This window comes from Marinobacterium sp. NO-S09, assembly GCF_059179545.1.
The window spans coordinates 1,988,713-2,013,402 of record NZ_CP168954.1; the positions used below are offsets into that span (position 1 = coordinate 1,988,713).

The 24,690-nt window shown below is 57.1% G+C and carries 21 protein-coding genes; 11 read left to right on the plus strand and 10 right to left on the minus strand.

The features are described 5' to 3' along the window. Positions 1-117: 117 nt before the first annotated feature. From O3C79_RS09195 to O3C79_RS09205, 3 genes are all read left to right on the plus strand, one after another. A complete protein-coding gene (locus O3C79_RS09195; protein ID WP_494385702.1) occupies positions 118-1,101 on the plus strand; it encodes a tripartite tricarboxylate transporter substrate binding protein in 984 nt (327 codons plus the stop codon). Between the two features lie 84 nt (positions 1,102-1,185). Further along, positions 1,186-1,659, plus strand: coding sequence for a tripartite tricarboxylate transporter TctB family protein (locus tag O3C79_RS09200; protein ID WP_010323705.1), 474 nt, complete (start codon positions 1,186-1,188; stop codon positions 1,657-1,659). A gap of 4 nt (positions 1,660-1,663) precedes the next feature. Beyond that, on the plus strand, positions 1,664-3,202 hold the full coding sequence (locus O3C79_RS09205) for a tripartite tricarboxylate transporter permease (protein WP_494385703.1): 1,539 nt from the start codon (positions 1,664-1,666) through the stop codon (positions 3,200-3,202). Positions 3,203-3,299: 97 nt separating this feature from the next. Here O3C79_RS09205 and O3C79_RS09210 read toward each other — a convergent pair whose 3' ends face one another. Together O3C79_RS09210 and O3C79_RS09215 are read right to left on the minus strand one after the other, a co-directional pair. Then, positions 3,300-4,871, minus strand: a complete 1,572-nt coding sequence (locus O3C79_RS09210; RefSeq protein WP_494385704.1) for a sensor domain-containing diguanylate cyclase — start codon at positions 4,869-4,871, stop codon at positions 3,300-3,302. 107 nt (positions 4,872-4,978) lie between these two features. Beyond that, entirely contained in the window at positions 4,979-6,637 is a 1,659-nt protein-coding gene (locus tag O3C79_RS09215) for a VRR-NUC domain-containing protein (RefSeq protein ID WP_494385705.1), read from the minus strand. A gap of 75 nt (positions 6,638-6,712) precedes the next feature. On the opposite strand from O3C79_RS09215, the gene O3C79_RS09220 reads away from it, so the two are divergent. From O3C79_RS09220 to O3C79_RS09235, 4 genes are all read left to right on the plus strand, one after another. Then, positions 6,713-7,492, plus strand: a complete 780-nt coding sequence (locus O3C79_RS09220) for a CLCA_X family protein (RefSeq protein ID WP_494385706.1) — start codon at positions 6,713-6,715, stop codon at positions 7,490-7,492. 118 nt (positions 7,493-7,610) lie between these two features. Then, positions 7,611-9,086: a DUF3360 family protein gene (locus O3C79_RS09225; RefSeq protein WP_076461779.1), complete on the plus strand. Its 1,476-nt coding sequence runs from the start codon at positions 7,611-7,613 to the stop codon at positions 9,084-9,086. Positions 9,087-9,231: 145 nt separating this feature from the next. After that, on the plus strand, positions 9,232-10,155 hold the full coding sequence (ttcA, locus tag O3C79_RS09230) for a tRNA 2-thiocytidine(32) synthetase TtcA (protein WP_076461777.1): 924 nt from the start codon (positions 9,232-9,234) through the stop codon (positions 10,153-10,155). 82 nt (positions 10,156-10,237) lie between these two features. Next, a complete protein-coding gene (locus O3C79_RS09235; RefSeq protein ID WP_076461775.1) occupies positions 10,238-11,017 on the plus strand; it encodes an enoyl-CoA hydratase in 780 nt (259 codons plus the stop codon). A gap of 6 nt (positions 11,018-11,023) precedes the next feature. Here the strand turns inward: O3C79_RS09235 and O3C79_RS09240 are convergent, their stop codons facing one another. The 4 genes from O3C79_RS09240 to O3C79_RS09255 form a co-directional block, all read right to left on the minus strand. Continuing rightward, positions 11,024-11,749: a TSUP family transporter gene (locus O3C79_RS09240; protein ID WP_494385707.1), complete on the minus strand. Its 726-nt coding sequence runs from the start codon at positions 11,747-11,749 to the stop codon at positions 11,024-11,026. Between the two features lie 84 nt (positions 11,750-11,833). Next, complete coding sequence (locus O3C79_RS09245) at positions 11,834-12,571, minus strand: DUF3726 domain-containing protein (protein WP_494385708.1); 738 nt, start codon at positions 12,569-12,571, stop codon at positions 11,834-11,836. An 11-nt stretch (positions 12,572-12,582) separates the two neighbouring features. Beyond that, on the minus strand, positions 12,583-14,292 hold the full coding sequence (locus O3C79_RS09250) for a hypothetical protein (protein WP_494385709.1): 1,710 nt from the start codon (positions 14,290-14,292) through the stop codon (positions 12,583-12,585). Positions 14,293-14,530: 238 nt separating this feature from the next. Further along, on the minus strand, positions 14,531-15,433 hold the full coding sequence (locus tag O3C79_RS09255; protein ID WP_494385710.1) for a LysR family transcriptional regulator: 903 nt from the start codon (positions 15,431-15,433) through the stop codon (positions 14,531-14,533). Positions 15,434-15,558: 125 nt separating this feature from the next. On the opposite strand from O3C79_RS09255, the gene O3C79_RS09260 reads away from it, so the two are divergent. The 4 genes from O3C79_RS09260 (at position 15,559) to O3C79_RS09275 (ending at position 20,147) form a co-directional block, all read left to right on the plus strand. After that, positions 15,559-17,001: an aldehyde dehydrogenase family protein gene (locus O3C79_RS09260; protein ID WP_494385711.1), complete on the plus strand. Its 1,443-nt coding sequence runs from the start codon at positions 15,559-15,561 to the stop codon at positions 16,999-17,001. Positions 17,002-17,014: 13 nt separating this feature from the next. Continuing rightward, positions 17,015-18,013, plus strand: coding sequence for a dipeptidase (locus O3C79_RS09265; protein WP_494385712.1), 999 nt, complete (start codon positions 17,015-17,017; stop codon positions 18,011-18,013). 104 nt (positions 18,014-18,117) lie between these two features. Continuing rightward, positions 18,118-19,689 carry a BCCT family transporter gene (locus O3C79_RS09270; RefSeq protein WP_494385713.1) on the plus strand — a complete coding sequence of 524 codons (1,572 nt, stop codon included), beginning with the start codon at positions 18,118-18,120 and terminating at the stop codon, positions 19,687-19,689. A gap of 80 nt (positions 19,690-19,769) precedes the next feature. After that, the gene (locus tag O3C79_RS09275; protein WP_494385714.1) at positions 19,770-20,147 is read left to right on the plus strand and encodes a RidA family protein; all 378 of its coding nucleotides are present in this window, start codon (positions 19,770-19,772) and stop codon (positions 20,145-20,147) included. 85 nt (positions 20,148-20,232) lie between these two features. On the opposite strand, the gene O3C79_RS09280 is transcribed toward O3C79_RS09275, so the two are convergent. From O3C79_RS09280 to O3C79_RS09295, 4 genes are all read right to left on the minus strand, one after another. After that, entirely contained in the window at positions 20,233-21,663 is a 1,431-nt protein-coding gene (locus tag O3C79_RS09280; protein WP_010323689.1) for a two-component system sensor histidine kinase NtrB, read from the minus strand. Positions 21,664-21,817: 154 nt separating this feature from the next. Beyond that, complete coding sequence (gene cydX / locus O3C79_RS09285) at positions 21,818-21,916, minus strand: cytochrome bd-I oxidase subunit CydX (protein WP_010323688.1); 99 nt, start codon at positions 21,914-21,916, stop codon at positions 21,818-21,820. 15 nt (positions 21,917-21,931) lie between these two features. After that, positions 21,932-23,074, minus strand: a complete 1,143-nt coding sequence (gene cydB, locus O3C79_RS09290; protein WP_494385715.1) for a cytochrome d ubiquinol oxidase subunit II — start codon at positions 23,072-23,074, stop codon at positions 21,932-21,934. 19 nt (positions 23,075-23,093) lie between these two features. Next, positions 23,094-24,674: a cytochrome ubiquinol oxidase subunit I gene (locus O3C79_RS09295; RefSeq protein ID WP_494385716.1), complete on the minus strand. Its 1,581-nt coding sequence runs from the start codon at positions 24,672-24,674 to the stop codon at positions 23,094-23,096. Positions 24,675-24,690: the final 16 nt, after the last annotated feature.

Consider the following 24,690-nt stretch of genomic DNA (forward strand, 5'->3'; position numbering starts at 1 on the left):
AGAATGAACAAAATGGTTTTTAAAGACTAAAAGCTCTTTAAATTCATAAACTTTTTTAACCGAGAGCGGGTGCCTAGTCTTACCTCCAACCAATACAAAAATAATGAGGTACAGGCTATGCGCTCTAAAATGCTTTCTTTCCGTCGCTCCACCGTTCTGGCCACTGCACTGGCATCCTGTCTGACTGCCGGCGTGGCTCAGGCTGAAGTTGATACTATTCACTTCCTCATCCCCGGTGGTGCCGGTGGTGGTTGGGATGGTACTGCACGTGGTACCGGTGAAGCGCTGCAGAAGTCTGGTCTGGTTGAGACCATCTCTTACGAAAACCTGTCCGGTGGTGGCGGTGGCAAGGCGATCGCCCACCTGATCGAGGTGGCCGAGCAGTCCGAAGACACGCTGATGGTCAACTCCACACCGATTGTTATCCGCTCCCTGTCAAAAGTATTCCCGCAGTCATTCCGCGACCTGACACCGGTTGCCGCCACTATCGGTGACTTCGGTGCCTTCGTAGTTAAAGCGGACTCCAAGTACACCAGCTTCAATGAGCTGGCCGACGCCTACCTGGAAAATCCGCGTTCCGTTACCGTCGTGGGCGGTTCTGCCCGTGGCAGCATGGACCACCTGGTAGCAGCTCAGGCATTCAAGGCCGCCGGCGGTGATCCGCGCATGGTGAAGTACCTGGCCTATGATGCCGGTGGCAAGGCAATGGCAGGCCTGCTGTCTGGTGAAGCGGATGTACTGTCCACCGGTTTCAGTGAAGCACTGGCCCTGGCAGAAGCGGGTGAAGTTCGCATTCTGGCGATGACCGGCCCTGAGCGCTCCAGTGCTGCCGCGGATGTGCCGACGCTGAAAGAACTGGGCTACGACGCCACCTTCGTCAACTGGCGTGGCTTCTTCGCAGCGCCGGGTCTGGCCGAGAGCAAGCGTGACGAGTTCATCGCGGTGCTGGAGAAAATGTACGGTACTGAAGAGTGGGCGAAAGTGCGCGACCGCAATGGTTGGGCCGAAGACTTCCGTCCGGGTGATGAATTTGTTGCCTTCCTTGAGCAGCAGGAACAGGAGATCGGTGATCTGATGCGCGAACTGGGCTTCCTGCGCTGATCATCCGGACCTGCACTCTGACATGAGTGCGGGCCGCTTCCTTTTGACCCCCTCGATTTACCCCGCTCCAACGAGGACTCGATCATGACTATTTCCAAGGATCACATCGGTGGTCTGGTGTTTCTCTGTTTGTCGGTGGCCTATGGCTACTACACAGGTGATATACCGCTGCTGCCAGGTGATGAATTTGCTCCCTTTAACGCTCAATCACTGCCCAGCGCGTTGGCAGTCCTCGGTGGGATTCTTTCGGTTGCCCTGATCGTCACCGCCGACCGCTCTGCCGAAGGCCGAGTGAAACTGGCCGGCTATGACTTCTGGCTGGTGGGCAAGCTGCTGGTACTGGTAATGCTGCTGGGCTTTGTCCTGCCCTGGCTCGGTTTCCTGCTCTCTACCATTCTGTTCCTGATGGGAGGCTACTGGATTCTGGGTGTACGCAAGGTCAAAACCCTGCTGCTGGCCTCTGTGCCGTTCTCGGTAGTGCTCTGGTTCATGCTGGCACAGCTGCTGGATATCTATCTGGCACCGGGTCGCATCTTTACATCGCTGTTCGGAGGCTGATCTCATGTGGGACGGAATTCTGACCGGTTTGGGCACCGCTGTAATGCCCTTCAATCTGTTGATGGTGGTGGTCGGCTGTTTTGCCGGTACCTTCATCGGTATGCTCCCGGGCTTGGGACCGATCTCGGCGGTTGCGCTGATGATCCCGGTTACCTATGGCCTTGATCCGGCTTCAGGCATCATCCTGATGGCGGGTGTTTACTACGGCGCCGTCTTCGGTGGCTCAACCTCATCCATTCTGGTAAATGCGCCGGGCTGTGCCAGTACGGTTGTGACCGCGTTTGATGGCTTTCCGCTGGCGCAGAAAAACCAGGCGGGCAAGGCGCTGGCGCTGGCCGCGTACTCATCCTTTACCGGTGGCACCATCGGTGCGCTGATTCTGCTGTTTGCCGCACCTGCACTGGCTTCGGTTTCGCTGAGCTTCCAGTCCGGTGACTACTTTGCCCTGATGCTGCTGGGCCTGACCGCGGTCGCTGCATTTTCCGGCAAGGGACAGGTCATCAAGGCGTTGTTGATGACCATTTTCGGTCTGATGATCGCCACGGTGGGGACGGATATTACCTCGGGCGCGACCCGCTTTACCTTTGGCAGTGTCGACCTGATTGACGGTGTCAGCTTCCTGCTGCTGGCGATGGCGACTTTCGCCCTGACCGAAGTGATCATGACGGTGATGCGCGGCCAGCATGCCGAAGAAGAGCCGGAGATGGACATGGCCTCTCTGGGCAGCATGAAACTGAGCAAGGAAGAGATCAAGGAAGTGGCACCGACCATTGGCCGCTCTTCAGTTTTCGGCTTCCTGGTGGGCGTTCTGCCGGGTGCGGGCGCGACCATCGCCTCATTCATGGCGTACGGCCTGGAACGTAACCTGGCATCCGCTAAGGAAAAACTGAAGTTCGGCAAGGGCTCTCTGCGTGGTCTGGCGGCGCCGGAATCGGCCAACAATGCGGCCTCGACCGGCTCCTTTGTACCTCTTCTGACCCTGGGTATCCCCGGTTCCGGCACCACGGCCATCATGCTGGGCGCGCTTATCGCTTATGGTATTCAGCCGGGGCCACGTCTGTTCGTGGATAATCCGGATGTGTTCTGGTCCGTCATCATCTCCATGTACTTCGGTAACCTGGTGCTGCTGATCCTGAACTTGCCACTGATTCCGTATATTTCGCGCCTGCTGGCAATTCCGCGTCCGATCCTGATTCCGTTGATCCTGTTCTTCTCGATCACCGGCGTGTATTTGGTCAGCTTCAATACCTTTGATATCTACATGATGGTGTTTATCACTCTGGGTGCGATCTTCTTGAAGCTGCTGGAGTTCCCCATGGCGCCCATGCTGTTGGGCTTCATCCTGGGCGGCATCATGGAGAAGAATCTGGGCCGCGCGCTCACTATGTCCGATGGCAGCTTTGCCTTCCTGTGGGATCGCCCGTTGACGCTTGCCATCACGACTATTGCCGTCATTGTCCTGCTATTGCCGCTGTTGTCGGCTGTGTTTGGCAAAATGCGGGGACGTGGCCTTGAGGTCACGGTGAAGGAGGGCGAAGGCTAAGGTTCGATCTGTTGTCTGTCAGCGTGTAAGGGTAGAGACGGGTTCGTCAGCCTGCCCTGTTTTTTAGCCGGCCTTGTGCCGGCTTTTTTTGTGCGCGCTATTCACTCTGATGCAGCTCGCAGCGGTTACGGCCATTTTGCTTGGCTCTGTACAGTGCCTTGTCGGCATATTTGAGTACTTCATAGGGGTCGTCAGCCTGTAAGGGCCACTCAGCCAAACCGATTGATATGTGCAGTTGGTCAAGCGGGGTAATTGCGTTGGTTTCCACTTCCTTGCGCAGGCGCTCGGCCAGCACCCAGGCACTGTCCAGAGAAGAGCCCGGCAGGATGATAATGAACTCCTCGCCTCCAGCACGACAGATCAAATCATCCTTGCGGAAGCAGTTGCTCATGCGCTCAGCCAGGCCCTTGAGCACCTGGTCACCCACATCATGCCCATAGCTGTCATTGATCGCCTTGAAGTGGTCCACATCCACCGCCAGTACGCTGAATGGTGTATTGCGGCTATGGTGCAGGGCAATGGCTGAATCCAGGCTGCGTCTGTTACCCAGTCCGGTTAAAGGGTCCCTGGCGGCGGCATCCTGCAAACGTCCCAGCTGGCGGTGCACCAGATTCACACCGGTCAGCATGGCCTGTTTGAGGGAATCGCTCTCAAAGTACCAGGAACGGACGGAATGGATACGTTTCAGGGTGTCTTCATGATCCAGCGACTGGGCGCTCTCAGCCAGTTTGCGTAGAGGACTGGCGATCAGGCGTGACAGCCAGAGGATCAGGATGAGCGTGACCAGAACGACCGGTAAGGTGTTGCTGATGACGCGCCACATCTGCTGATTCAGCGTCTCCAGTGTAGCCTTTACCGGACGCTGGGCGACCACACCCCAGCCTGCCTCCGGTATAGGGGCATAGCCGGCCAGCATGTCGACGCCCTTGCTGTTGATGACGCGTGACATGCCCTGTTCACCCGCTACCACGGCGTCGATGACGCGGTTGACCAATACCTGTTCGCCGACGCGCTCACGCTTGGGGTGGTAGATCAGTCGCTTCTTCTGGTCGACCACATAGATATAGGAACCATCCTCGTAGAAATGTTGGCCAAGAATGTTACTGAGAATATTGCGTTCTTTCAGATACAGGGAGCCTGCCAGATACCCAAGGTATTCACCTGTGGGGGAGAATATCGGGTGTGAGATCAGCACCAGCAGATTACCGGCGGGGGAGATAAAGGGGTCACTGATCATAGGACGCTGCTCGTCCAGGGCCAGGGCTGTGCTGCTGTCGGTGAGCTGCTCCCCCAACACGGGCAGGGTATCCGGTGAAATGTTGAGTATTCTCCCCGATGGGTCGATGATCGCTACCGAACTGAAACTGCCGGATTGACGCATCAACCTCTCGGTCACCTCATGACGCGCCTCAGGCGAGTCCAGGTTGCGGCTGAGCATGCGCGCATTGTAGGCAAGCGTCTGCTGGGCATTGAGCAGGAAGTGTGTGGTGACATCTGCCAGCTTGCTGGCATAGGCGTGGTTGCTGGACAGTGCCTGTTCGATGAGGAGCTGTCGCTGCACTTGATAGCTGGCGAAGAGGCCGTTCACCAGTGTCAGAGCCGCAGTACTGAAGGCCAGGAGCAGAATCAGGTGTTTAAGGTCGAGACGAAACAGGTTTCTAACAAACACAGGCAAGGGGCTCCATGATCGGGTGCTGCTTCAGGTCCTTTTGCGTTGGAGAGTCAGTCATTATGCCTTGTCGGCGGGTATTGGCTGCCTGTGACGCAGTCTAGCATCTAGTGGTGTTCAACGAGGCAAAGACTAGCAGGTATCCCCTGGCGCATAAAGAATTCCATCCAGAGGCGCTGATGGTCCTGCAGCCGGTCTCCCGGTCCTTTGACTTCAATGAGCCGGTAGCCGTGTTGCCGGGTGTCGAAGCAGATCAAATCCGGCATGCCGCGACGGTGGTGGCGCAGGTCGAGCATCAAATGACGGAACACTGCTTCCAGATGTTCAGCCGGTATAAGCTCCAGCGCCTGAGTCAACAGTTCAAGGGGCAGGGATGGCCAGTGGATCAGGCTGCAGCGAATGCCCTGTTTTTGCCGAAAGTTCTGCACAATGGTCTGTCGATATTCGCCCGTTTTCAGCTGTGCCAGCTGCATCTCGACCAGAGCCTCTCGGCGCTGAAAAAAGTCGGGGCGGTAGAGATCAGCCGGGCCGGCCTGAAAGGGGTGGAAAAAGGACCCTTTTTCCGGGCTATAGAGCGCAGGCCAGAGCAGCAGTGCAAAGAGGCCGTTGAACAGCCGATTTTCTACGTGCCAGGCCTGTTGGTTATCGTCACTCAGCGCTTCGATGACCAGGCGTTCGACCCTCAGGTTCTCGTCGGCAGGCAGTATGAGGGTTTGCTCCTGCAGGGAGGGGCGTTTGATGCCCGCGACCTTATGTCCGGCTTTTTTGCCGGTGCGCTGCAAAATCCGTTCAATGCGTAGCCGGGCTTCGGGCTGTTTAACCTCATCAAGCAGCTGTTGAGCATTCGCGAACGTGTCTTCAGGTGTGTCATTAAGCTCCTGCAGGCGCAGATGTCGCAGCTGTGCGTCGCGGTGCGGGTTGCTCGAGTAAAGCTGTCGGGCCAATGTCACTTCACCGCTGCGTTCTGCCGCATGCCCCAGTGCAAAGGCCAGCTTGCGACGACGGTGCTCCAGCCAGTCGTTGGGGCAATAGTGGGGCAGTTGGCTGACAAGGTCGGTCAGGTCTGCGCCGCTATCCAGTTGTTGCTGCAGATCCGCCAGCTGCAGGTAGGCATCCACTTCGGCGCGCTGTTGAAAGGCACGGCTACCCGCATCCAGCGGCACGGGCTCGTAGCGCTGATGGCCCAACTCGGTGACAACAAATTCGGACCAGTCCTGATGCAGGTTACCAAAGAACATCAAGCGCAAACGTTGCATCAGCGGGCTGATGTTCAAGGCTACAACCTCAAAGCCTGCATCCGGCAGCCAGTGGCTGAAGGGACGGCGAGCTTCGTAATGGCTGCTCAACCAGTCCTGCAGTTCCTGCTTGCGAAGGCTGCGTGAAAGCGGGCTGTCCGGTGCAAGGGTTGCGCAGAGTTGCCAGAGCTCCGCTTTACGCAGCAGGGAGCCAAGCTCATCGGTGTTAAGTTGTGGATCCGGCTGAATGAGTTCTGCGTCTGCCAACAGGCCCAGCAGGCGGTTGATGTCCGCTAGCTCGGCATATTCAAGTTGATCGGTACGAAAATATTCACCGCGACGCATCACCATCCGAATCAGCAACGCCTGGGCCGGCTCTGGTACACTGCTAAAGCGTTCAAGCTGGTCACACTCATGCTGATCGAGCAGGTCGCCGTGGCGTTGGCTGACCCAATTGATCAGGGTATGCGCATTACGCAGGTAGTAAAGCGGGTCGTTCAGGTCGGCCTGAATTGAAGTGGGCTCTGGCATTGAGGCTCGGCAGCTCAGAATGAACGCGTAGAATCGAACTTTAGCAATCGGGCCTGGCCCGAACAGTACAAGCGGATGAGCATAAAACAAAGGCAGTTCTATCGCCAGGGGCCGGACCACCGTGCCGGACAGGAGATCGACTTTGTCGAGGTACGGCGTCGTTTTGATTTTCGCAGCATCGAGCTGGGTCGCTGGGTGACCAAACAGGAACGCAGCCGCGCGGCCGGGCTTTTCTATGATGCGCTCTGCGATCTGATGCTGATTCTGCAGGGGCCGGAGCAACTGGTGTCGCTGCGTGGCACCCTCGGCCTGCAGTATGGCACGGGCGGCCGGCCGGGTGTGTCGGCCCACTATGATCCCTCCCGGCGCGCCTTTGCACTGGCCAAAAATGCCGGCCCCGGCAGTATCGCCCATGAGTGGTTTCATGCGCTGGACCATTACCTGTCGGACAAGATATTCACCGATGCGCCCTCGGGGTTGTTTGCCTCTGCCGCCTGGCTGGATGATGCCACGCCGGTGGTGCACCCCCTGAATGATCTCTGGTTTGCCTTGATGAAGGCGATCTTGCTGGATGAGTCTGGGCGCGAGCCAAGCGAGTTGTTCAATCATTCGGTCAACATGGACCGGAAGTTGAGCACGCGCTATTACAGTCGCCCTGAAGAGATCTGTGCCCGTGCTTTTGAAGCCTTTGTGCAGGATGCCAGCGTGAAAAACCACTTTCTTGTGAAAGGCACACGTGAGTCTCCCGAAGCCCAAAACGGGCTTTACCCCCGTGATGACGAAAGACAGCGGATCAACCAGGCCTTTGCCGATTACTTTTACCGCCTGGGCGCGGCACTCAGCCGTCAGGCCTAGCCATCAGGTTCAGACAAGGCTATTCGACTTAGTGTTAATAGCCTAAGTATCGATTGTGGCTGTAACACACGCTCCCTAGAATCGCCGGCTTTTATGTTCAGCGATAACAAGAGAGCTTATGTCCGAAGTAGATCAATCGACCTACCAGGCGCAGCGCAAGCCCCGTTCTGCCTTCGCCTCCCGTGCCGAGTATCTGGACCATGAACTGCAAAGCATGCGCCCCAGGCGCTGGCGTCCGAACCTGCCCTTTAAAGACTACCGCTTTGAGGTAGAGGATTGGGTGCCGGCCATGGCGGCCACCATCGGCAAGATTGTGATGGTGGCCGCGATTGTCGCCGCCTTTGCCACTCAGTTGGGGCTGCCGGAAACCTTTGTCATTGAAAACGTGCGCTTTGAGCTGCTGATTGCGGCCATCCTGTTCGTTGTGCTGGTGTCCGGTTTCTTGAATCCGAATGCCAACCTGGCGGGGACACACGGACCACTTATTCCCTTGATACCACTCATCGTGGCCTCCGGCGGTCATCCTATGGCGTTAGGGCTGATGATAGGTGTGCTGGGCTTTATTCTGGGTATTACCAAAGGCGGCAGCCTGCTGGCGCGGCTCACCAGTAACGGAGTTTGCGGCGGGTTACTGCTCTATCTCGGCTTTATCGGCATCACGGGTCAGATCAGCAAACTGTTCGCCTGGGCCGAAGGCTTTGATATGGCGTATCTGGCGTTCATTGTCATTATCAGCACCATCATCATGTACGCCTACCTGGAGCACATCCAGATGCGCTGGCTGGCGATCCCGCTGGGTTCGGTGCTGGCAGCTGGCCTCTCCTTTGCTCTGGGCGCGCCCTTTGAGTTCACCACCGAACCCGGCATGCCCAACATGAACCCGGCGTACTGGTGGGGTGAAAACACTGGCTGGCAGCTTGGCTGGCCGGAGCTGCATCATTTCATCGCTGTAGCGCCTTTTGCCATTCTGGCGGTGGCCATGTGGTCGCCGGACTTTCTGGGCCATCGAGTGTTTCAGGAGATCAACTACCCGAAGAAAACCGAAAAGGTGCTGATGGATATCGACGATACCATGTGCACCGCGTCGGCGCGTCAGATCACCGGCAGCCTGCTGGGTGGTGGCAATATCACCTCATCCTGGGGCACCTATATTGTGCCGGCAGCTATTGCACGTCGTCCCATTCCGGCCGGAGCCATATTGACGGGCTTCCTCTGTGTGGTGGCAGCGCTCTGGGGTTACCCCATGGATCTGGCCGTGTGGCAGCCGGTACTCAGTGTGGCGCTGATCGTCGGGGTTTACCTGCCCTTGCTGGAAGCGGGCATGCAGATGACGCGTGAAGGCAAGACGACCCAGTCTGCAGCGGTGGTGATCTTCTCCTCGGCGCTGGTGAACCCGGTGTTTGGCTGGTCGCTGACGGTGCTGTTGGACAACCTGGGCCTGATCGGCTGTAAGGAGCGTGGCAAAAGCCTGGGTCATATGGGCCGCTGGGTGGTACCGGGCGTCGTCTTCCTGATTCTGTGCGCGGTGATGGCCGGTATCGGCATGTTCCCGGGGCTGCCGCCCTTGCTGGAATCTTTCCGCGAGCTGTCCTGATCTTGGCTGACCATAAAACGCCGGGCACTGTCCCGGCGTTTTAGTCTGTAGAACCCATGATGAAATCCGGTTGCATCTTATGAGTCCGGCTGCTTTGCTGTATACTTCGCGCTCGATTTTCAACCAGTGATTCACGAAGCGCCTTATGCACACCGACAGCCTCGACAAACAGACCAAAACCCGCCTCAACAAGCTGCAGAAACGTCTGCGCCGTGAGGTAGGCCAGGCCATTGAAGCCTTCAATATGATTGAAGAGGGTGACAAGGTGATGGTGTGTCTGTCCGGTGGCAAAGACTCTTATGCCATGCTCGATATTCTGATGAATCTGCAGAAGAGTGCGCCGATTCGGTTTGAGCTGGTGGCCGTGAACCTGGACCAGAAGCAGCCGGGTTTCCCGGAAGAAGTGCTGCCCAATTATCTGGAGTCCATCGGTGTGCCTTTCCACATCGTGGAGCGTGATACCTACTCCATCGTCAAGGAAGTGGTTCCCGAGGGTAAAACCACCTGTGCACTCTGCTCGCGCCTGCGTCGTGGCACCCTGTACGGTTTTGCCGAGGAGATCGGGGCCAACAAGATCGCGTTGGGCCATCACCGCGACGATATTCTGGAAACCTTCTTCCTCAACATGTTCTACGGTGGCAAGCTCAAGTCCATGCCGCCCAAGCTGGTATCCGATGACGGCAAGAACATGGTGATCCGTCCGCTGGCCTATGCCCGTGAGAAAGATATCGCCGAATACGCCGAACTGCGCGAATTCCCGATCATCCCGTGCAACCTCTGTGGCTCTCAGGAAAACCTGCAGCGCCAGGTGATCAAGGAGATGCTGCAGGGCTGGGACAAGTCGCATCCGGGGCGCATTGAAACCATGTTCCGCTCGCTCTGCAATGTGGTGCCTTCACATCTGGCCGATAACGAACTCTTCGACTTCAAGGGCCTGCAGCTGGGCTTCCCGCACGGCATTGCACCGGATACCGGCAGTGCTCTGGGGCCGCTGGGTGATGATGAAGAAACCGGCGCCAATGGCTCTGGCGTTCAGGTGATGGAAAAGATCGATATTCTGTCGGTTTAAGCCTAAAAATTAACCGCTTGACCTGCGGCTCGCTTTTGCGGATATTCGGGTTTACCCGTATAAAAACAAAAAGGGAGTTCGCATGTCTCAGTCGCTTCTCGAACGTCAGGATCAGGCCGGTGTTGCCACCCTGACGTTATCCCGCCCCGATGCCTACAACAGCCTTTCTCTGGAACTCATGCAGGCGCTGCATGCCGAGCTGGACAGCATTGCCGATGACATCAATGTTCGTTGCGTAGTGATCCGTGGTTCCGGCAAGGGGTTCTGTGCCGGCCATGATCTCAAGCAGATGCTGGGTGAGGGTGAGGAAGAATACTACCGCTGTACCTTTGATACCTGCTCCCGTTTGATGCAGCGTGTGGTCAGTCTGCCCGTCCCGGTTATTGCCCAGGTGCATGGTGTTGCCACAGCAGCAGGCTGTCAGCTGGTTGCCAGTGCCGATATGGCGGTTGCCGCTGATAATGCACGCTTTGCGACGCCCGGTGTCAACATCGGGCTGTTCTGTTCAACACCAATGGTGGCGTTAAGCCGTGCCGTACAGCCCAAACACGCCATGGAGCTGCTGCTGACCGGTGATCTGATCAACGCCCAGCGCGCCTTTGATATCGGTTTGATCAATCAGCTGGTGCCGGAAGCGGAGCTGGAAACAGCCGTGGATACGCTGGCGGCCAAGATCGCGTCCAAATCCCGTAAAACTCTCCAGATCGGCAAGCAGGCGTTTTATCGCCAGCGCGAATTGCCATTGTCCGAGGCCTATGAATTCTGCAGTGAGGTGATGGTCGGCAATATGCTGATTGATGATGCGCAGGAAGGGATAGATGCATTTATCAATAAGCGTAAACCGGAGTGGACGCACCGTTAAAAGCGGTTACAGATTTGACACCCCCTGGCTCAGAGGCAGAAGGGCGGCCAGCAATGAAAGCACCAGAACCCAGGGCTTGAGGTTGCTGATCTGCCAATAGTGCTCGGACAGGTAGCTCAGGCTGTTGCCCAGCAAGACTCCGGGCAGCAGTTTGAGTGCCAGCCATAGATGTTGTTCACTCAGAAGGCCAGCGCCGAACAGCATCGCCAGCGAGATCAGGGTGCCCACCAGAAAGAAGGCTGCCAGTTCGGCGCGGGCGATGGCCGGATCCTGCTCCTGATACACCAGTGCGATCGGTGGGCCACCAATGCCGGTGGCTGTACCGATCAGACCCGAGAAAAAGCCTCCCGTCACCAGGCTGCGAGGCGTGGTGCGCAGTTTGAATGCACGCCAGCTCAACAGGGTCGCCAGCAGCAACGCCAGCCCCAGAAACACCCCTAACAGCGCCTGGCTCAGCAGTTGAACCAGCAATGCACCGACTCCGGCCCCTGGTGCGCGGGCAATAATGGCCGGCAGCACTCGACGCCAGCGCAGCTGCTGCGCGCTTTGCATCACCATCAAAGTGGACAGGCAAAATCCCACCACCAGAATCGGGCCCGGGACATACGCCGGGTCTATCTGGAACAGAACCGGGGCGGCCAGCAAGCCATAGCCGATACCAATGCGGGACTGGACGAAGACACCCGCGGTTACCACGAGCAAGGCCAGCAATTCAGGGGGTGTATAGAGCATCAATCAGGTCCTGAAAGTGAAAAAGCTCCCGAAGTGGCTAGTGCGGGACCACTCGGGAGCTTTGTGAAACAGGATAAAATTGATTTAGCGACCGCCAGCGTCGGCGCGGGAGCGTTCGCTGTTTTCGACCAGTATCTCGGTGCCGATGCGGTTGATCTCGTCCCAGAGAGCCGGGTCAATTTCAATGCCGCTTTCCACGCTCTGCTCCTTGTTTTCCTCAACCTGAGTCTCGGTCAGCAGGCGCGTTTTACGGTGCTTGAGACGGGTCGAGAGATCTACGCGAGAGCTGCAGATAATGGTCAGCGCCTGTTTGTCATCGGCGCTGGCGCTGAGGCAGGTTTTGGCCTCGCTGTAACTGGGATAGCGCTCGCCGGCACGGATGGCAGCGGTATGCTCGGTGATATTCTGCTCACCATTCTGCCAGTAGGCCGCCACACTGATGCCACGGCGTCCGCAGTCGGTCAGTGCCTTGAGAATGAACATGCGATTATGGCAGTTGTGCACGATGACCGTCGCAATACCCACTTCCAGTGCCTTCGCGTGAGCCAGGTCGACAGCCGCTGCAATGCAGTTAAGGGCGCTGCGATCATGGCTGTCGATAATGGCCGAGGTGCTGTCCTCATAGACGACGCTGCTGAGTGGCTTGTCACTGTCGTTACGAATGTAGGGCAGGGCACGTTCCAGCTCGCCCAGACCGTTGAGGCCGTGTTTTTCCAGCCAGAGGATCATGTTGGCGGCATCCTCATAGTTGCCGACAAAATAGCCGCTGGCTTCGAAGCAGCGACGCAGCGCCGCTTTGAGTTCGTTCATGGAAATATGCATGGAGCTGCTCCTTACTGCTGTGGTGCCAGTGGCATGAACCAGTCATCGCCGAAGCGAGAGCCGATATCGTCCAGCAGCGGTGCGCCCTGGAACATGGTGTTACGGACCCAAAGCCGTGAGCGTGGATCGAATTTGCTGACACCAAAGAAGGCGAGCTTGCAGCGCAGCAGGTGCATGGGCAACACATTACGATCCAGCAGGTTGGCCTGAATATCGCCGTAGACACAGCGGTTCATGCTCTGGATACGGCGCACAATCCCGCGCATTTTCGGTCGCGCAACCATGAAACGGGCGGTGGTATGGTCCGGGTGCTCGGCGACGTAGTCACACAGCTGGTCGTAGCACTTGCGCACGGCATAGCCTACACCCAGCGCCATCTGCTTTTTCTTGGCTTCCGCATCGGCCACACTGCCCAGGCGTGGCTCCATCTTTTCTTCCGAACGATACCAGCAGGTTTCACGGGTGCCCTCGACGCTGAAGTCGATCGCCAGTGCCCAGGCATAGCGTGTTTCGATCACCTCTTTGAGTGTCTGCAGCGGCATCAGCGGATCCAGATCGAGAAATTCCTCGGCGCAGTGATAGTCTTCAAGGTCATCCACCAGCGTGGGATACAGCTCCAACAGAATGGACACCAGCATCTCCTGTCCCTGCAGGGAGCAGTGCTCTTCACTCCAGATAATCAGGCTGTCCCAGTCGTCGAACCCTTCGCTGGCCTTGCTGCGCAGGGCTGCCAGGTCCTTGAGCACCTGCTGGTTGTTGCCGGTCTGCCATTGGTCTTCTGTCACTGTTTCACGGGTATGCTGTTCGCAGCGATCAATCAGGCGATGCAGCTGTTCGCGAAGGGCGGGGGAGATATCACCCAATACCCGAATCCGGGCCAGTGCCAGCTCACGCATTTCCACCCAGCGATTGATCAATAGCGGGTGGTTCACCAGATAGGGCGCCATGCCCAGACCAGTTGAGTTGCCGATGCCGAAGTAGCGTTTGATCTCCGGCTTCATCGGCTGGAAGCTGTCAGGGGAGCGGTGGCGAGCAATATGCTCGGCCTGCAACAGACTGAAATTGCGCAGCATCAGGCAGACAAACATTTCCGCCGCAAAAGGCCGGGCGAAGTCGGTGTATTGTGTTCGTACCTTTTCCCAGTCGGCCATGCCGAGCTTGCCGCTGCCGTACACGGCGGTGGTGCGATAGAGGTAGCCGACGCGGGCGATACGTTCAACGTCAGGCTGCTCGCCTTTTGCCAGCTGGTCGACTACATAGTCAAAGTTGCGTGCACTGCGGTTGGCGCGGGACAGCACGAAGACCCGGGCATCGACGCGGCCTGCTTCCTGCTTGGGCACATTCTGGCGCAGCTTTTCCAGATAGATATCGTCGACGCGGCCTTCCACCAGTGCCATGGTGAGGTCCCACTGGGTGGCGATCACGCGGTCATTACGTACTTCCGGTGCCAGATAGTTGGAAAAGAGTACAAAACTGTACAGGCCCTGAGGTGCCTGTACTTCATAGATGACGGTACCGTAACCATCGGCATCCAGGTCCAGGCGGACCGGCTCGATCTGCCAGCGCTCGCGCATGATACGGCGCACCAGGCTGCGCATGAAGCTGAGGCGGCTTTGGTGCATGGCGCCCAGTCGTTCCAGGTGCATTACCTGTTCGGCGGGGCGCAGGGGAAGTGCATTGTCACCCCGCAGAGAGGTTTGAATTGCTGCAGGCGTTATCATTATTGTGATCCTCTGTTAACTCCACATCCTGTATCGGTGTTGCCAGCGGTGCTGGCGCTCAGCATAGATGGGATGGAAACCTTGCTCTTTGGATCTCTGCTGGCTTCCTGTTTAGTTATAGTCGGCAGAGAGAGGACACCCCATGGGTGACAGCTTTATCTTGGGCAAAGCGCTGCGCCTGGACAAATGAAAAGGATCTATCGCCTGATAAGTCTAGCTTATCAAACCCCATTTTTAATTATTTTTTCTGTTCTTTGCTCTGTTCCAGAATGAACTGTACCAGCGCGTCGGCGGCCGGTGGCAATGACTTGTTACTCAAACGAACAATGCCGATGCGGCGCACCACCTCCGGAGTGGTCAATGGGATAAACGTGAGGGTGTTGCTCTCCTCGGGAAAGGCAAAGCGGGGCAGGGTTGTCACGCCCAGTCCGGCTTCCAGCATGGCCACCAGAGAAATCATGTTGGAGATATAAAACTGGGAATCGAGCAGCAGCGGTTCTGCTTCGGTACCTTCCAGCAGGCGAGAGGTGCCGTTACTGATCAAGCGGTGATCACGCAGGGTTTCCCAGTGCAGGCTGGTTTCACCGGCAAGCGGATGATCACGTGGACAGACAACGCCGACATGGTCTTCCCAGATCGGGGTAAAGCTTTTGTCGCCATGTTCTTCTGCTTTCCAAAGACTGGCGATGCCAAAATCGACCTGCTGGTTTTCCACCATCTTGAGCACAGCAGACGCATTGTCATCATAAAAGCTGATATGCAGATCAGGTGCATTGGCGACAAAGCGAGACAGAATGCTCGGCAGCATTCGGCTGGCGATAGACGGGACCGAGGCCAGGCGCAGGTGGCCGGTCTTGTGTTCCGCCATCAGGGTCATGTCTTCGGCAATGCGGTCGTGATGGGCAATCAGCTCTTTAGCCTGGGGCAGGAAATGGCGGCCAAAAGGGGTCAGTTCGGCGTTGCTGGACTTGGCATTGCGCTTTTCAAACAGGGTCTCGCCCAATTTGTTTTCCAGATCCTTGATCGACAGGGAGATTGCCGGCTGGGTGCGATACGCCTTTTCTGCAGCAGCGTGAAACCCCTTGAGTTCAGCGACCCACACGAAGTGTCTCAGCTGGGCGATTTTTAATTCCGGCAGCATGGCGAGGCCTCCCGTTCACATCAAATATCAGTGATAAGGTATTTTTATCACGAGATATTATTTATTAATTTTTATTATTAAAACACTGCGCCTAGGATGAATCCATCAATTTGGTGGAGGTAATCATGTCTGAATCAATTTTTCGTAACTATATCGCCGGTGAATGGGTTGAAGGCGCGGGCGTGGTCGCCAATATCAGTCCGGCCGATACCAGTGATGTGATCGGCCAGTACGCCCAGGCTGACAAGGCCCAGACACAGGCGGCGATTGCTGCGGCGAACCTGGGCCAGCTGGAATGGCAGAAAAGCGGTCTGGAGCAGCGTTACTACGTGCTCATGTCCATCGGCGACGAGCTTATCGCCCGCAAGGACGAGTTGGGTGAGTTGCTGGCCCGTGAAGAAGGCAAAACTCTGGCAGAAGGTGCTGGCGAAATCTACCGCTCCGGCCAATTTTTCCATTACTACGCCGCGGAAGTGCTGCGCCAGATGGGCGAAACCGCCGATTCTGTCCGTCCCGGTATCGAAGTTGAAACCCGCCGCGAGCCTGTGGGTGTGGTCGGTATCATTACTCCCTGGAACTTCCCGACCGCCACCGGCGCCTGGAAAATCGCACCGGCGCTGGCGTTTGGTAACGCCGTTGTCTGGAAGCCGGCCAACCAGGTGCCTGCATCGGCCTGGGCGCTGACCGAAATCATCTCCCGTCAGGGACTGCCGGCCGGTACGTTCAACCTGGTAATGGGGCCGGGCGCTGAAGTCGGCGATGTGCTGATCAATTCACGCGATATCAATGCACTGACCTTCACCGGCTCACTGGAGACCGGTCGCAAGGTGGCTGCCGCCACCGCTGTGAACCTGGTCAAGTGCCAGCTGGAGATGGGCAGCAAGAACGCCCTGGTGGTGCTGGATGATGCCGATCTGGATAACGCCGTCGAGTGTGCGGTTAATGGTGCCTTCGGTGGTACCGGCCAGAAATGTACCGCTTCTTCCCGCCTGATCGTCACCGAAGGTATTCATGATCGCTTTGTAGACGCGGTGAAAGCGCGCATGCAGAAACTGGTGGTCGGTCACCCGCTGAAAGAGGGTGTGCATATCGGCGCTGTGGCGGATGCCCGCCAGATGGAGCAGAACCTGGAATACCTGGCGCTGGCCAAGAGCGAAGGCGGTGAGTTGGTCTGTGGCGGTGAAGTACTCAACGAAGATACCGAAGGCTACTACATGCAGCCGGCGCTGTTTACCGGCACCACCAACGATATGCGTATCAACCGTGAAGAAGCCTTTGCACCGATCGCCTGTGTGATCAAGGTGAAGGACTACGAGGAAGCACTCGCGACTCTGAACGATACCAACTTCGGCCTGACCGGTGGCATCTGCACCCAGTCACTGAAGTACGCCACTGACTTTAAGCGTAACGCCAAGACCGGCTGTGTGATGATCAACCTGCCAACCGCAGGTACGGATTACCACGTGCCTTTCGGTGGTCGCAAGGATTCCAGCTTCGGCCCACGTGAGCAGGGCACTTACGCGAAAGAGTTCTACACCGTCGTTAAAACTACCTACATGCGTGCATAAGCGGAGTCAGGCCATGAACCAGAACCTGCACAAAGACTTGATCGTGGTCGACGGGCTTCAGTATTCCAACTGGAACCGTCACATCTTCGAGCAGCTGCGCGAAGGCGGGGTAACCATGGTGCACGTTACCATTGTCTACCACGAGCAGATTCGTGAAACCCTGCTGCGTATCGCCGAGTGGAATCGTCACTTCGAGTACAACAGCGATCTGATCATGCCGGTGAAGTCCGCCGAGGATATTCGTCGCGCCAAGGCGTTGGGCAAGGTGGGCATCATGTTTGGTGCCCAGAACTGCTCACCCATCGAGGACGATATCGGCATGGTCGAGGTAATGCGTGAGCTTAACCTGATGATCATGCAGCTGACCTACAACAACCAGAGCCTGCTGGCCTGCGGTTGTTATGAGGCGGAAGACAGCGGTGTCACCCGTTTCGGCAAGCAGGCGATCCGCGAGATGAACCGGGTCGGCATGGTTGTCGATATGAGTCATAGCGGCGAACGCAGTACTCTGGATGCCATTGAGTTGTCCGAACGTCCCATCGTGATCTCGCACGCCAACCCGACCAGCTTCCATGCTGCCAAGCGCAACAAGTCCGATACCGTGCTCAAGGCCTTGGGCGAGTCTGGTGGACTGCTGGGATTCAGCCTCTATCCGTTTCATCTCAAGAACGGTTCCGACTGCACTCTGGAAGAGTTCTGCGACATGGTCGCCAGTACCGCGGATCTGATGGGCGTTGAACACATCGGTATTGGCACCGATCTGTGCCAGGAACAGCCGCTGTCGGTGCTGGAATGGATGCGCAATGGCCGCTGGTCCAAAGAGATGGATTACGGTGAAGGCTCCAAGTCCAATGCGGACTGGCCACGCCCGCTGTCCTGGTTCCGTGACAGCCGCGACTTCCCCAATCTGACCGCAGGTCTGCAGGCCCGAGGTTTCAGTGACGAGGATGTGGCGCGAATCATGGGCCGAAACTGGCTTAACTTCCTCGAGGATGCGCTGCAACCGCAATAGCACAGCGCGACTGAAAACAGTTGCCGTCCGGTGTCCCCGGTCGGACGGCAATGCCCCCGTCGATGCTCCGAACCATAAATATAAAAGCTCGCCAGGAGACTAAGATGAATACAACTACTCAGGCTGCGTCTGTCAGCCAGGAGCTTGATATGCCCAAAAAGTCGTGGCTGTCAGGTGTGGATCTGCCCGTGTTCCTGATCAGTGGCGGGATTCTTGTCCTGTTCGCCGCTCTTGCCCTCTATGATATTGACCTGGTGTCTGGCTGGGTCAATACCGCCTTTGCTACCTCGACCAAGCTGTTCGGGGCCTACTGGCAGGTGCTGCTCCTGCTTACTTTCCTGATCGGCCTGATGTTGAGCGTGGGTCGTACTGGCAGTGTGGTGATGGGCGGTACGGATACGCCGGATATCACCACCTTCCAGTGGATCTCCATCATCATGTGTACGTTGCTGGCCGGTGGTGGCGTGTTCTGGGCGGCGGCTGAGCCCATGGCGCATTTCACCTCGCCACCACCGCTGTTTGCGGGTGAAGGCGCGGAAACCGGTACACTGCAGGCGGCCTATAACGCGCTGGCGCAAAGCTTCATGCACTGGGGCTTTCTGGCCTGGGCAATTCTGGGCAGCCTGACCGGCATTATCTTCATGTACCTGCACTATGAGAAAGGCCTGCCGCTGAAGCCGCGCACTCTGCTGTACCCTGTGCTGGGCGACCGTGTCATGAAAGGTCCTCTGGGTGCCATTGTCGACTCCTGCTGTGTGCTGGCAGTGGTTGCGGGTACCGTTGGCCCCATCGGTTTTCTGGGCCTGCAGGTCAGCTTTGGTCTGGAAAAGCTGTTTGGTATTCCCAATACCTACGGTACCCAAGTGTTCATTCTGATCGGTTTGATCGGTATCTATACCCTGTCAGCAGTGAGCGGTGTGAATCGTGGTATTCAGATCCTGAGCCGAGCCAATGTGATCCTGGCGGTGGCGCTGATGGCGTTCATCCTGCTGCTGGGGCCGACCGGTTTCATCGTGGATGGCTATCTGCACTCTTTCGGTATCTACCTGGATCAGTTTATCCCGATGGCAACCTTCCGTGCCGATACCGGCTGGCTGGACTGGTGGACCGTATTCTTCTGGGGCTGGTTCCTGGGCTATGGACCGCTGATGGCGATGTTTGTAGCGCGCATTTCCCGTGGTCGTACCATCCGTGAAATGATCCTGCTGATCTCGGTGGTGGCGCCGGTGATCACCTGCTTCTGGTTCACTATTGTGGGCGGTGCCGGGCTCTCGTTTGAGCTCAACAACCCGGGTGTGATCTCCGAGCCGTTTACCGGATTTAATCTCCCGGCCGCTCTGATGGCCATTACCGAACAGTTGCCCATGGGCTTCCTGGTCTCGGTGCTGTTCCTGATTCTGACCACCATTTTCGTGGCGACTACCGGTGACTCCATGACCTATGCCGTGTCCATGGTGATGACTGGTACTGACCACCCGCAGACCAGCGTCCGCATTTTCTGGGGCGTGATGATGGGCGTCATGGCGGCACTGCTGATCTCCATCGGCTCCGGCGGTATCTCGGCACTCCAGTCCTTCATCGTGGTGACTGCTGTACCGGTGTCACTGGTTCTGTTGCCCTCCCTTTGGGTAGCTCCTCGCATTGCCCGTCAGATGGCTAAAGAACAAGGCCTTTAACTTTCCTTTGCTCCGGTTGCCGTGCTTTGTGCGGCAACCGGATTTTTCTATTTTTCCGCGACTGAATACACGAGATGACAATGAAAACAGCTGTGAAGACTGATCTTTTTGCTTCCAAAGCACCCCTTGAATGGGCCGTTATTGCAAACGGCACCCTGTCCACGGCCCAGATTCCCATTGATGCCAACGGCCAGGTGGTGGAAGGCGGGATTGAGGCCCAGGCGCGCCAGACCATGGACAACTTCAAACACACCATCGAAGCGGCTGAGCTGAGCATGGCAGATGTTACCCAGGTGCTGATTTATGTGACCGATCGTGCGCAGCTGCCGGTATTCAATCAGGTGTACGCAGAATACTTTGAAGCACCTTATCCTAACCGGGCAGCCATGGTAGTAGCGGGGCTGGCCCGTGAAGAGATGCTGTGTGAGATTGTGGCCTATGCGGCAGTTCCAGCATAAGCTTCATAAACAGGCAGTTTGAGCCTGGAGGACTTAAAAAGGCGGCCCCTGTGGCCGCCTTTTTTGTGTCTGCTGTCGTAGCTGATTAGTGCAGGTCGAGCTGGATGTGGAAGGTAGTACCCACTTCCGGGTCAGAGGTGACGGCCATCTGGCCCTTGTGCTGTTCGGTAATCACGAAGTAGGGGAATGACAGTCGCTTGTCGGCTTCTTCCGCTGCCTTGGTTTCATTGCCCTTGCGCATGTAGGGCTCGAACAGGTGCATCTGTTCATCGCTGTCCAGGCCGGTGCCGTTGTGCTGAATACGGATCGACAGGGCATCGTAGCATTCGGTCACATAGAGTTTGATACAGGGCGTGAACTCGGCTCCAAGACGCTGGGACTTGTCTACCAGGGACTGGTAGGCATGACGGAACAGGGTCAGGAAAACCTGCTGAAGTTCAGTGATATAACAGGGCGCCAGCGGAATCTCGCCTTCAAAGTGACGCTCAATGTCGATATTTCGGAAGGGCACTGCATTAGGCACCGACAGGACATCACCTGCCTGAATCAGGGAGTGCTCCAGAATATCCACCACGTTGGCATCCTGGGCGCTGTCGTTGCGGCCATGGGCAAAATCGAGCAGATTTCGAATCACGGATTCAACCTGCTGGCCATTCTTGGAGGCGTTTTGCAGCAACTGCTGTACGCGCTCCACCTCGGCAGCGGAATCGGCACCGGTATTTTGCAGCTTGCCGGATTCCAGCAGGCTCTGGAAATTGCGCAGATCAAACAGGATCGCCTGCAGCGGCGGGTTGATATCGTTGGCCATGGTGGTGGCCAGTTCACCCATGGATGACAGCTTGTCGTGGTGAATCAGCATGTTTTCGGCGATGACCTGACGGGTCACATCATCCACCAGAATTACTACGCCGGGCTCCTGGGTGTGCTCCAGCGGATAGACGGTGATATCCATGTGGTAGCTGCCGGGTTGGCTGTAGCGCAGGGTCAGGGCTTCATTCTGCTCGATGGCCTGCTCAATATGCTTGGGCGTGACAGTGATATCGGGGTAGATCTTCCACAGGTTCTGGCCGATTGCTTCCTCTGTACTGATGCCGGAGCGCTCTTCCGCACGGCGGTTCCATTGCGTGATGGTACCGTCCTTGCTCAGGCCCACCAGTACCAGCGGCATGGAAGTCAGTATATTGCGGATATAGGCCTCGGATGACTGCAGACGCTGGGTGGTAATCACGTGCTCGGACACTTCGTGCTCAAGTTTGGCGGTACGGTCCTGTACGCGCTGCTCCAGGTGTCCGCGGATGGCTTCCAGTTCCACGTTGTAGCGACGCGCGCGTCGCCAGGTGACGAACAGGCTGATCACGACCAGTGTCAGCAGAATAATCAACACGCCACTGGAGAAGTTGGCGACGTATTGCCAGCGGGTACTGCCATCCTCGTTACGGAATGGATCCAGCAGGGCCGCCTGACTGAAAGGTGAAGTAAAAAGTAAAGCTGCAGCCAGGAGAAGTCGGTTTGTCATCTAAGGCGGTCCGTTGTCTCGATAAATGAAACGTATTCTCTGCAGATTATAACGGAAGAAGGCCCCGGAGCGCGGCACTAATTGCCACCTGATCACAGATGAAAATAAAAAAAGGCGCCAGGGGCGCCTTTGAGGAGAGATGACAGGCAAGCTGTCAGGGGTTATCGATGTCTTCGTGCTCCAGCCACATCGCATTGATGATGCCGAATGAGCAGGCCAGGAGCACACCGAGAATCCAGGCGAAGTACCACATGGTTGTATCTCCTTATTAATAGGACGAGTAATCGTTTTCCTGAATGTAATCTACCGAAATCTTCGACCAGAGGGCGCGGTAGCACCACAGGGTGTAGGCCAGAATGATCGGGACGAAGATAAAGGCTGCAATCGCCATTACGTTCAGGGTCAGGTGACTGGACGCCGCATCCCAAAGGGTCAGGCTGGAATTGGGGCTGAGGCTCGATGGCATCACGAACGGGAACATGGAGACCCCGGCGGTGGCGATGATGCCGGCCAGTGCCAGTGAACTGAACAGGAAGGCCCAGCCTGGCTTGTTGCGGCCAGCCAGTAGGAATACACCGATCAGACCGATGAAGCCGGTAATGGGCGCCAGCATGGTCAGCGGATAGAGGCTGTAATTGGCCAGCCAGGCACCTTCAGCAATGACCACTTCCTTGGCCAGCGGATTGGGCAGGGCGCCCAGTTCCGGTTGGCTGAGGATCTTGTAGCCATCGATGCCCATACTGAGCCAGATACCGGCCAGGGCGAAGGCTGCCAGTGTCACCAATGCCAGCAACTGGGCATAGCCCTTGGCGCGGCGTTCCACTTCGCCATGGCTGCGCAGGTTAATCCAGACCGCACCATGCATGGACAGCATGGCCAGGCTGACGACACCACAGAGCAGGCCGAAGGGGTTCAGCAGGCCGAACAGATTGCCATCGTAGCTAGGGCGCATGAACTCGTCATGCTGGAAGGGTACGCCCAGCAACAGGTTGCCAAAGGCAACACCGAATACCAGAGACGGCACAACACCACCGGCAATCAGGCCCCAGTCCCAGGCGCGACGCCACTTGGTATTGGCCAGCTTGGAGCGATAGTCAAAGCCGACCGGACGGAAGAACAGGGCGAACAGCACCAGCAGCATGGCCCAGTAAAAGCCGGAGAAAGCCGCCGCATAGACAGCCGGCCAGGCGGCAAACAGAGCACCACCGGCGGTGATGAACCAGACCTGGTTACCTTCCCAGTGCGGGCCAACGGTATTGATTACCACGCGACGTTCGTCGTCAGTTTTACCGATCAGCGGCAGCAGGGCACAGGCCCCCATATCAAAGCCGTCGGTGATGGCGAAGCCGATCAGCAGCACGCCAACCAGCACCCACCAGAGCAGTTTCAGAGTTTCATAATCAAACAGCATATCCAGTCTCCTCAGGTGTTCAGACTTTCACGGCAGCATCGGCTGCGTCGTGCTGTTGTTCGTGGTGGTAACGGCCGGTATGCAGACTGCTGGGGCCCAGGCGGGCAAATTTCACCATCAGATAGATCTCGACAATCGCCAGCAGGGTGTACAGCGCGATAAAGGCGAATAGGCTGCCCAACAGGTCGGCCTTGGTCAGTACCGAGGGCGCAACATAGGTAGGTAGAATTTCACCAATGGCCCAGGGCTGACGGCCGAACTCGGCCACAAACCAGCCCATCTCGGACGCGATCCAGGGGGCCGGGATCGAGAACAGAGCCAGGCGCAGCAACCAGGGCTTGTTGAACGAAGTGCGGCGCGCGGTGAAGTAGAACGACAGCGCAAAGATCATCAGCATCCAGAAGCCACAGGCCACCATGATGCGGAAGGCCCAGAACATCGGCGCCACGCTTGGGATGGTGTCCCGTGCAGCCATCTGGATCTGCTCTTCGGTCGCATCGACGACATTGTCGGTGTACTTTTTCAACAGCAGGCCAAAGCCCAGGTCGCCCTTGACCTGATCGAACTCGGCCTTGAGCGCATCGGTTTCTTCGCCGTTGCGCAGTCGTTCCAGCAGGGCATAGGCCTGCATGCCGTTGCGTATGCGCGCTTCGTGCTCGGTGATCAGATCCTTGATGCCGATAACTTCTTCGTCAATGGAGCGGGTCGCGATGATGCCCATGACATAGGGGATCTTGATCGCGTAATCGGTTTCCATGGTTTCGTCGTTGGGCATGCCGAACAGGGTGAAGGCGGCCGGCGCTTCTTCGGTTTCCCATTCAGCTTCGATCACGGCCAGCTTGGTTTTCTGCACATCACCGATCTCGTAACCGGACTCATCACCCAGCAGGATCACCGACAGGGATGCGGCCAGGCCAAAGGCGGAGGCGATGGCGAAGGAGCGACGGGCAAATGCCAGGTCACGCCCTTTCAGCAGATAGTAGGCACTGATACCCAGGACGAACATGGCAGCGGTGGTATAACCCGCCGATACGGTGTGCACGAATTTAACCTGAGCCACCGGGTTCAGAAACACCTCGGCAAAGCTGGTCATCTCCATGCGCATGGTTTCATAGCTGAACTCGGAGCCCACCGGGTTCTGCATCCAGCCATTGGCCACCAGAATCCAGAGCGCAGACATGTTGGAGCCCAGGGCCACCAGCCAGGTGACCATAAGGTGTTTTACTTTGCTCAGGCGTTCCCAACCAAAGAAAAACAAACCGACAAAGGTGGACTCCAGGAAGAAGGCCATCAGGCCCTCAATGGCCAGAGGGGCACCGAAGATGTCGCCCACATAATGCGAGTAATACGCCCAGTTGGTGCCAAACTCGAATTCCATGGTCAGACCGGTGGTAACACCGAGGGCAAAGTTGATACCAAAGAGCTTGCCCCAGAACTGGGTCATGTCCTTGTAGATCTGTTTGCCGGTCATGACATAGACGGATTCCATGATGGCCAGCATGAATGACAGCCCCAGCGTAAGCGGGACGAAAAGGAAGTGGTACATCGCCGTAATGGCAAATTGTAGCCGGGAAAGATCAACGATTTCCTCAGTGATCATTACCAGTCTCCTGTGC

What these genes read in the sequence shown, in the direction of transcription:
- O3C79_RS09195 (WP_494385702.1), top strand. Translation starts at nt 118, where the DNA reads ATGCGCTCTAAAATGCTTTCTTTCCGTCGCTCCACCGTTCTGGCCACT.
- O3C79_RS09200 (WP_010323705.1), top strand. Translation starts at nt 1,186, where the DNA reads ATGACTATTTCCAAGGATCACATCGGTGGTCTGGTGTTTCTCTGTTTG.
- O3C79_RS09205 (WP_494385703.1), top strand. Translation starts at nt 1,664, where the DNA reads ATGTGGGACGGAATTCTGACCGGTTTGGGCACCGCTGTAATGCCCTTC.
- O3C79_RS09215 (WP_494385705.1), bottom strand. Translation starts at nt 6,637, where the DNA reads ATGCCAGAGCCCACTTCAATTCAGGCCGACCTGAACGACCCGCTTTAC.
- O3C79_RS09220 (WP_494385706.1), top strand. Translation starts at nt 6,713, where the DNA reads ATGAGCATAAAACAAAGGCAGTTCTATCGCCAGGGGCCGGACCACCGT.
- O3C79_RS09225 (WP_076461779.1), top strand. Translation starts at nt 7,611, where the DNA reads ATGTCCGAAGTAGATCAATCGACCTACCAGGCGCAGCGCAAGCCCCGT.
- ttcA (WP_076461777.1), top strand. Translation starts at nt 9,232, where the DNA reads ATGCACACCGACAGCCTCGACAAACAGACCAAAACCCGCCTCAACAAG.
- O3C79_RS09235 (WP_076461775.1), top strand. Translation starts at nt 10,238, where the DNA reads ATGTCTCAGTCGCTTCTCGAACGTCAGGATCAGGCCGGTGTTGCCACC.
- O3C79_RS09240 (WP_494385707.1), bottom strand. Translation starts at nt 11,749, where the DNA reads ATGCTCTATACACCCCCTGAATTGCTGGCCTTGCTCGTGGTAACCGCG.
- O3C79_RS09245 (WP_494385708.1), bottom strand. Translation starts at nt 12,571, where the DNA reads ATGCATATTTCCATGAACGAACTCAAAGCGGCGCTGCGTCGCTGCTTC.
- O3C79_RS09250 (WP_494385709.1), bottom strand. Translation starts at nt 14,292, where the DNA reads ATGATAACGCCTGCAGCAATTCAAACCTCTCTGCGGGGTGACAATGCA.
- O3C79_RS09255 (WP_494385710.1), bottom strand. Translation starts at nt 15,433, where the DNA reads ATGCTGCCGGAATTAAAAATCGCCCAGCTGAGACACTTCGTGTGGGTC.
- O3C79_RS09260 (WP_494385711.1), top strand. Translation starts at nt 15,559, where the DNA reads ATGTCTGAATCAATTTTTCGTAACTATATCGCCGGTGAATGGGTTGAA.
- O3C79_RS09265 (WP_494385712.1), top strand. Translation starts at nt 17,015, where the DNA reads ATGAACCAGAACCTGCACAAAGACTTGATCGTGGTCGACGGGCTTCAG.
- O3C79_RS09270 (WP_494385713.1), top strand. Translation starts at nt 18,118, where the DNA reads ATGAATACAACTACTCAGGCTGCGTCTGTCAGCCAGGAGCTTGATATG.
- O3C79_RS09275 (WP_494385714.1), top strand. Translation starts at nt 19,770, where the DNA reads ATGAAAACAGCTGTGAAGACTGATCTTTTTGCTTCCAAAGCACCCCTT.
- O3C79_RS09280 (WP_010323689.1), bottom strand. Translation starts at nt 21,663, where the DNA reads ATGACAAACCGACTTCTCCTGGCTGCAGCTTTACTTTTTACTTCACCT.
- cydX (WP_010323688.1), bottom strand. Translation starts at nt 21,916, where the DNA reads ATGTGGTACTTCGCCTGGATTCTCGGTGTGCTCCTGGCCTGCTCATTC.
- cydB (WP_494385715.1), bottom strand. Translation starts at nt 23,074, where the DNA reads ATGCTGTTTGATTATGAAACTCTGAAACTGCTCTGGTGGGTGCTGGTT.
- O3C79_RS09295 (WP_494385716.1), bottom strand. Translation starts at nt 24,674, where the DNA reads ATGATCACTGAGGAAATCGTTGATCTTTCCCGGCTACAATTTGCCATT.